Raw genomic sequence first — 7,788 nt, 5'->3', positions numbered from 1 at the left:
TTACTGTTCTTACCACCGAGATACTTCTCAGTGATGGGTGCATCATTATGATGCTGTTCTTAAAAATTTTCTCTATAAGAAATTTTCAAGGGTTTGTTGTCTATTGTTTAATTATCAAGGTTCTTTGTTGTTTTTGCTGTCGTTCTTTGTCGTCAGCAGCAACTTTTATATAATACCATGTTCGTTGCCGTCTGTCAAGAACTTTTTTATTTTTCTTTTTGCTCTTCAGAACTCATTTTTTTCTGTTTCTTCAAGCGACAGCTTTAATATATTACCATACTGCCCTACTTTTTGTCAACAACTATTTTCAACTAATTTTCAACTGACTGCATAAATTAGAATTCCCAAATTCAACTCATCTCAATCAACTGTTTTATAGAAAAAGTTGCTATTTGAAGCGACAGCTTGATTAGATTATCACATTTTTATGTCATTTGTCAACAGCTTTTTTCATTTTCCACGATTTTTCTCGTATATTAATTTAAGAATATTCTGAAAACGGAAAGCAAAGGGGTCAGACCCCTCTGCTGCTCCGTCTACTAATTCGTTTCTCGCTTTCCGCTGATTGTCTGAGCGATAATGTTTCTCATAATATCCTCGCTCAATTGTCCGCTCAGATAACCAAATACCTTGCCTTCTTTTGTAAACATAAATGTAGTAGGATAAGACTGAATGCCGTATTGGTCGAATATGTTTCCGCCTTCATCCATCAGAACCGGATAGGTATACCCGTTCTCCTCCAGAAATTGTTTCACGCCATCTGCAGACTGTTCCTGTCCATATCCAGGAGCAGCAATTCCCAGTATCACAACCTCAGGATCTTCTTCCTTTTGGTATTCTTCATAGAGCTTTTGTATTTCCGGCATCTCTGCACGGCACGGCGGGCACCACGTCGCCCAGAAATTCAGGAAGACGGTCTTCCCTTTATAGTCAGAAAGCTTATGCACATTCCCATACTGATCCTTTAATTCAAAATCAATGGCATCCGGAAGTTCCGTTGCGCTGCCCTGTTTTGAATCATCATTTTTATCTGTATTATCCTTTGTATTACTGTCATTATTTTGCGCTTTATCTTTTTTCTCTGCAGCATCACCCGCTGATTTTTCTTCATTTTCAGGTACCTGCTTTTCTGTCTTCGTATTATCCTGCTGCGCAGTCTGTACCTCTGAAAGATATCCCGTAATTGCATTCATTTTTCCAGTGAACATCATAAGACCCATTAATATCATGAGTACTCCGCCCACCTTCACTGTATATTTGACAACATTATTATGCTTTTTAAATAAATCCAGTAAAGTTGTACTGAAGATGCCTACTGCTAAAAACGGAAGTACGAATCCAAGGGTATATACGCCAATCAACGCAAATCCCCACACTTTCGTGCTTGCAGACGCTGACATTAGCAGGACGCTGGACAGAGCCGGGCCGACACAGGGTGTCCACGCAAAACTGAAGGTAAATCCCATGATCAGTGCGGTCCAAGGTGACATGGCCAGTTTATCCAAATGGAACGGCAGCCTGTGTTCCTGGCTTAAAGCCTTGGACTTTCCGAATACTCCCAGCTGATAGAATCCGAATACAACGATCAGAATGCCTCCGATCCGTGCAAACATACTCTGGCTGCCTTTGAAGAAGCTTCCAAGCACCGAGGCTCCAAATCCCAGCAGAAAGAAAGTGAAACTCACCCCAACCACAAAGAACAACGTATTTACCATAACTTTTTTTCTGCTGAAATATACTTTGCCATCTTCGCCGACCTTCCTTGTGCCTCCCGCCAGATATCCGATATAAAGCGGAATCAGCGGAAGCACACATGGTGAGAAGAAACTCAATAATCCCTGAACAAATACCGTAAGTATTGGTACGCTTATATCCAATGAAAATCCCATATCTTAATCTCCCTATTTTAAGTATTATTTACTATGCAATATCCGGGATCTGATGACACCGAAATATTCCATCTTTAGACACTGAATAAATCATTCAATGCTTCCCCCATAGTCGGATGTGTAAATATCATATTTTTCAGAACTGTATAGTCAAGTCCGACATCCATTGCCATTTTTATTAGATTTATCAATTCATGTGACTCCTCGCAGAAAAGATGTGCACCAAGTATTTTATTCGTGTCAGCATCAAGAACGGCTTTCAACAGTCCGTCCGGCTGTTCCAGTACCTGCGCCTTCGGAATTGCCGCTGCGGGAAGCTTTACTGTCTTTACACGATAGCCTGCTTCAACAGCTTCCTTTTCACTCATCCCAACTCTTGAGAAAGGCGGGTTTAGAAATACACTGTACGGTACCGCGCCTCGTTTGTCAAGTGTGTAACTGCCATCCCCAAGAACTTTTGAAGCCACAATCCGATAATCATCAAGTGAGATATAGGTAAACTGCAGTCCGCCGGTTACATCACCCATTGCAAAAATATTCGGTGCTGTTGTTGTCCTTGAATTGTCAGTTATGATGCCGCCCCTTTCATTCACATGTACGCCTGCAGCTTCCAGATTCAGTTCTTTTGTATTAGGCCTGCGCCCGGTTGCTACAAGAATCGCTTCTGCCGGAAGTATTTCTATGTCGTCTTTTGTTTTGATAACAACTTCTGCAAAACCTTCTTTTTGCTTAATTTCCTGAACCTGAACCTCCGTGAGTACCCTGGCCCCTCTATGATCAAGATTCTGTCTTACCATATCTGCGATCTCTGTATCTTCTCTCGGCAAAAATACCGAACCGTCCTGCAAAATCGTCACATCTACTCCAAAATCCGCATAAATCGAAGCGAATTCAACACCTATGTAACCACCGCCTATGATTACCAGGCGTTCGGGGAGCGTCTCCATATCCAGAAGAGATTCGCTGACGTAGACATACGGATTTCCCTGAATCCCCTGAATAGGTGGAATAAATGGTGAAGATCCTGTATTGATAAAAAACCGATCGCTTTCCAGCACCAGGACACCGTCTGCCCTTTGTACTTCCACTTTATGATCAGAAATGAAACGAGCCGTTCCATCGATAATTGTTATATTGGGGTTCGTATCCAACTTCTTATAATTCTTCAATCTCAGCTTCTCTACAAGCTGTGTTTTTCTAGCCACAGCATTCGCATAAGCAATACTTTTTTCTATGCATCCACTGGCTGCAGCGCCGGCACTGTGAACCAGTGACTTCGTAGGTATACATCCTACATTAATGCAGGTTCCTCCGTACATCTTTGCCGACTTTTCGATTAGCGCCACCTTTCTTCCGGATTTCTCCAATGCACCCGCAATCGTTTTTCCGCCTTTTCCAAATCCAATAATTATATCATCATATTTCGTATTCATAGTTCCCTCCCGGAATCTGTATCTTTTATAGTTTCAGTTTATACTGTAACAATATCAGATACAGTTGGATCTGTCAATAGATTTTGCCAAAAAATCACAGCCCTTTTCAAATTTTAGGATAAAAACTTAAAAAGGGCTGTGAAAATCACTTTAAGACCATATTTTGTTATGTTATTGAGGCATCATAAATTTCCTGAATGGATTCTGCAAGCATACTGTCAAATGCTGCCTGTGTCTGGTCAGCCCGCAGTCCCTGTGTAAGCGCACGTGAAAAACTCGCCACCACTCCTGGATTATCAGCTAGCAGTGTATTGGCCTCTTTTCTGCTGTATCCTCCGGAAAGAGCAACCACACGCACTACCCTCGGGTCTTCCAGTAGGTCACTGTAATAGCCGTTTTGCGTTGGAAGCGTCAGTTTAAACATGAGCCTGGTATCTTCCGGTACCCGATCCAGATGACGAAGCAGTTCTCTTTTCAGGATCTTCTCTGCTTGTTCTTTTTCCGGACTGTTGATATCGACTTCCGGCTCCAGAATCGGAATCAGTCCCCTTTTGACAATCAGCATGCCGACAGCAAACTGCTGTTCTACAATCTCACGTATACCATCCTCATTCGCGAGCTTGATCACAGAGCGCATCTTGGTTCCAAAGATATGCCTCTCTTTCGCCCTGCTCAGGAGTTCTTTCAGATTCGGAATCTGTTTCATGATCTGAACACCGGCCTCTTCCTTTTCCAGACCTTTGTCTACCTTCAGAATCGGCAGAATCCCTTTTTCCTCCAGCAGATAATCTGCGGTGTACTTTCCTTCCATTTTTCTGTCCATCGTATTCTCGAATAAAATAGCCGCCAGTATGTGTTCAGAAGTGAAGGCATTACTCGTAATAATTCTTGTCCGCATCTTATGTATCAGTTCGAACATCTCATCATCATTGTGATACTGCGACTCATCAATTCCATATAGTTTCAGAGCTTTTGGAGTGCTTCCGCCGCTCTGATCCAACGCCGCAATGAATCCATTACCTTCGTGCATCCTTTTTAATTGTACTTCGTTCATATTCCATACCTCCCATCCAACGAAGCCTTCACTTGAAACACATTAGTGTATTTTCATTGTACCACTTTTTCTCACAATTCTCATCATTTTTTATAAATTTCTGAATATTTTATTAGCATTATTTACTATTCACGGCTGTAAGCTGCACATAGTAACTTGCAATATTGCTCATGTTCCGCTAATATTAATTCAGAGCTGACACAGAAACAATTTGTATTTCAATCTATAACGTCAAATGAGAGGAGAATTCTAGATGGAGTTTGTGCATAATAAAAATCAAATCGCCGTATATACTCCGGATTATCTGGTAGTGGCAGCGGTCACCTTTCCTGAGATCGATGCCGGTACGGTTAATGTTAATCACACATATGTGGACGCTGTGCTGCAAGGGCAGGGCGTTGCTGGTAAACTCATGGAGGAACTGGTCTCTGAACTTCGTCAAAGCGGACAAAAGGCTGTTCTCACCTGCTCTTACGCAGTGAAGTGGTTTAAAAAACATCCGGAGTATATGGATGTTCTGAAAAAATAACCCGAACTCCCCGTCGCTTTAAACGTAAAAGTCCGTCGGAGCACATCGAATTCTCATCGATGAATCTCCGCCGGACATTTTTTCTTTTCTATTTTCAGTTTTTATCTTTTTTAATTAACAGTTTTTAATTCTTTTAAACCTCAATTTTATATCTCTATTTTAAATGAAATGCATTTTTAATTTCTTCAATCTGTTCTTCACTGATTGGAACCATATCCCCCAGATTCTTAGCATATACAAGCGCCTTTGCACTGTATTCCGCTACTTCCAGACGGTCAAATACATTGAGCAGGCTATCTCCCGTTACGGCTAAGCAGTCATTGCTAACCATTACAATCGGAGTGCTCTCATCAAACTTCTGAGCAGCCTTATCCGGATTCTGATAAAATTCTGAGTATTCCACTTTAGGTATATCCCTCATTAGAATATAACTTTCCGGTATAGATTTTGAATCTAAAGTTTCATCCGTAACGGCGTATGCCATAATATACGGTGGATGCGCAATGATAACGGAATTGATTTCCGGATGCTGCTTATAGATTTCATCATGTATCTTGATAGAGCGGCTCGGAACCTTCCCAGCTTCCCTCATATCTCTTTTGATACAGACAATATCTTCTACATCAATATATTTCCTGTCCACATTATAAGGGGATATCAGAAATCGCTCTTCATCCAGCCTTACAGAAAAGGATCCCTGAGTGGAGTTCACCAGCCCCTGGTCGTATGCACGATGAATGATGTTGCACATATCCCGTCTAGCAGCCTTCTCGCCGCTTGTGATAGTATTTCTTACGAATTCATCCATATTCAGATGATTCCTTGTATACTTAAGCTGAATCTCTTCTGCCTTTAAATATCTGGGCGTACCGATAATAGCTGCGTTGATCTGAAGCCGGGCACAAAAGTCCAGGTTCTCAAATGCTTTAAATGCATTAAACAGGCTGTCACTTCCAACTACTACACCATGGTTCTCTAAAACGGCAATGTCACATCCTTTGGCAAATTCCTTAGCAATCTTGTCCCCGAGATCCTGACTTCCCGGCAGTCCATATTCTGCCATAGTGATCCGGCCGCATCCCACAAAGGAGTTCGGACTCAGCAATGTATTCGGTATCCCTCTGACAATGCTGAAGGCAACCAATGCCGGTGGATGTGCATGCAGAACTGATTTTATATCACTTCTTGTTTTATAGATTTGCAAATGAAATGGGTATTCACTGGATGGTTTATGATTTCCTATAATAGTACCGTCATTTTTAATACATACGATATCATTTCTTGTCAAACTTCCTTTATCCACACTGCCCGGTGTAATCCACACATCTCCATTATCATCCAAAATGGACAGATTACCTCCAGATGTTGTGGTCATCCCATAATGATAGATACGGTCCATCATCATGACCAGCTGGTCTGCAGGATGTAATAAATTTATATTCATATAATCATTCCTCCTTCATTGAAATGTTTTTTCTTGACTGGTTATATATTCATTATATTGGTTTTATGTGGTTTTGTCAATATATTAATGTGGTTTTTATTTGTTTTATTCGATTTTAAATTAGATTACAACATGAGCGTACTGGCTGCAGCCCTTCTTTCCCTCATGCTTACAGGGCTGCACACTTTGCACTCCGCCGCGATACTGTTTTTTGTCTAGTACATCGTAATATAAGCATATCACAAAAAATGGCAGATAGTCCCGCTTGACCATCTGCCATTACATTCTTTCGTGATTTATCCCCCACCTATAGAAGTCTGATTATTCCTGCATGTATTTTGCTTTTAATTCATTCACCATCTCTGCATAAGCGCTGCTCTGCATCTGCTGAAGCATACTCGTCTTAATGGACTCCTTCACCTCGCTTAAAGGAGCTATTGACGCATCTTCTTTCCCTTCCACTTTGATCAGATGATAGCCAAACTGACTCTCTACCGGTCCGACTATATGCCCCGCCTCAGCAGCAAACGCTGCATCTTCAAATTCTTTTACCATCTGGCCTCTTCCGAATTTACCCAAATCTCCGCCGTTCTCTTTTGATGGACAGATGGAATTCTCTCTGGCAGCATCCTCAAAACTCTTTTCTCCGCTTGTTATAGACTCTAATATAGAGCTGCACTTTTCCTCTGAATCTGTGAGAATATGTTTTGCATTTACCATCTCGCCCTTGGTAAACTGCTGCATATTAGCTTCATAATATGCGGCCACTTCCTCATCAGATATAGTAATGTCTTTCATAATCTCTTCCATTGCCATCTGTGCAAGGATATCTCTCTTTGCATTCACAAGAAACTTCTCATATTTCTCAGTCTGATCCAGCTTCAGGTCGCTCCCCATTTTCGCAAACAAATGCAGTGCAATCAACTGCTCCAAACACTGCTGTCTGAACTGAGGATTGGATATGTACGCCTGACGATCTCTCGGAACGTTGAGCAAAAATGCATCAAACTCTTCCTGTGTAATCTCTTCTCCTGCAACAACTGCTAATACTTCCTGACTCATATGTATATTCTCCTTTTTATATAGTATGTCCATTATAGTTTGATTTCATAAAACATGCAAGGGGGTCAGACCCTTTTGCTCATTGTTTTCAGAATATTCTAAAATCAATAAATTTTAAGAGAACAAATACTGTCAACATAACTTAGGGATTATGATTTATGTAAAAAAAACGATACCTTCTGGTACCGTCTCCTCATTCCATATGTATATACCTTCAAAACTGCATACAAAGAATTAAATACATCCATGATCCTATCACCTTGCTTGGTTATGCCCTCGACCTATTAGTAACAGTCAGCTCCATATGTTGCCATACTTCCACCTCTGTCCTATCTACCTCGTCGTCTTCAAGGGGTCTTACTAACTTGACGTTATGG

General features: G+C 41.2%; 6 protein-coding genes and 1 rRNA gene. 1 reads left to right on the top strand and 6 read right to left on the bottom strand.

What is annotated here, in order from left to right; translation table 11 throughout:
• Positions 1-539: 539 nt before the first annotated feature.
• From BN1938_RS00060 to BN1938_RS00050, 3 genes are all read right to left on the bottom strand, one after another.
• Entirely contained in the window at positions 540-1,889 is a 1,350-nt protein-coding gene (locus BN1938_RS00060; protein WP_050638641.1) for a cytochrome c biogenesis protein/redoxin, read from the bottom strand.
• A 74-nt stretch (positions 1,890-1,963) separates the two neighbouring features.
• The gene (locus BN1938_RS00055) at positions 1,964-3,322 is read right to left on the bottom strand and encodes an FAD-dependent oxidoreductase (RefSeq protein ID WP_050638640.1); all 1,359 of its coding nucleotides are present in this window, start codon (positions 3,320-3,322) and stop codon (positions 1,964-1,966) included.
• Between the two features lie 166 nt (positions 3,323-3,488).
• Positions 3,489-4,376: a fructose bisphosphate aldolase gene (locus BN1938_RS00050; RefSeq protein ID WP_050638639.1), complete on the bottom strand. Its 888-nt coding sequence runs from the start codon at positions 4,374-4,376 to the stop codon at positions 3,489-3,491.
• A gap of 253 nt (positions 4,377-4,629) precedes the next feature.
• On the opposite strand from BN1938_RS00050, the gene BN1938_RS00045 reads away from it, so the two are divergent.
• On the top strand, positions 4,630-4,905 hold the full coding sequence (locus BN1938_RS00045) for a GNAT family N-acetyltransferase (protein ID WP_050638638.1): 276 nt from the start codon (positions 4,630-4,632) through the stop codon (positions 4,903-4,905).
• Between the two features lie 154 nt (positions 4,906-5,059).
• On the opposite strand, the gene BN1938_RS00040 is transcribed toward BN1938_RS00045, so the two are convergent.
• From BN1938_RS00040 to BN1938_RS00030, 3 genes are all read right to left on the bottom strand, one after another.
• Entirely contained in the window at positions 5,060-6,349 is a 1,290-nt protein-coding gene (locus BN1938_RS00040; protein WP_050638637.1) for a class II aldolase/adducin family protein, read from the bottom strand.
• A gap of 321 nt (positions 6,350-6,670) precedes the next feature.
• The gene (locus tag BN1938_RS00035) at positions 6,671-7,411 is read right to left on the bottom strand and encodes a peptidylprolyl isomerase (RefSeq protein WP_050638636.1); all 741 of its coding nucleotides are present in this window, start codon (positions 7,409-7,411) and stop codon (positions 6,671-6,673) included.
• Between the two features lie 264 nt (positions 7,412-7,675).
• Positions 7,676-7,788: ribosomal RNA gene (locus BN1938_RS00030) — 23S ribosomal RNA — on the bottom strand; the annotation flags it as partial.

Source organism: Eubacterium sp. SB2 (assembly GCF_001244405.1).
Taxonomy (GTDB): Bacteria; Bacillota; Clostridia; order Lachnospirales; family Lachnospiraceae; genus Faecalicatena; species Faecalicatena contortus_B.
This window is presented reverse-complemented; position numbering and strand designations above follow the sequence as displayed.

What these genes read in the sequence shown, in the direction of transcription:
- BN1938_RS00040 (WP_050638637.1), bottom strand. Translation starts at nt 6,349, where the DNA reads ATGAATATAAATTTATTACATCCTGCAGACCAGCTGGTCATGATGATG.
- BN1938_RS00035 (WP_050638636.1), bottom strand. Translation starts at nt 7,411, where the DNA reads ATGAGTCAGGAAGTATTAGCAGTTGTTGCAGGAGAAGAGATTACACAG.
- BN1938_RS00055 (WP_050638640.1), bottom strand. Translation starts at nt 3,322, where the DNA reads ATGAATACGAAATATGATGATATAATTATTGGATTTGGAAAAGGCGGA.
- BN1938_RS00060 (WP_050638641.1), bottom strand. Translation starts at nt 1,889, where the DNA reads ATGGGATTTTCATTGGATATAAGCGTACCAATACTTACGGTATTTGTT.
- BN1938_RS00045 (WP_050638638.1), top strand. Translation starts at nt 4,630, where the DNA reads ATGGAGTTTGTGCATAATAAAAATCAAATCGCCGTATATACTCCGGAT.
- BN1938_RS00050 (WP_050638639.1), bottom strand. Translation starts at nt 4,376, where the DNA reads ATGAACGAAGTACAATTAAAAAGGATGCACGAAGGTAATGGATTCATT.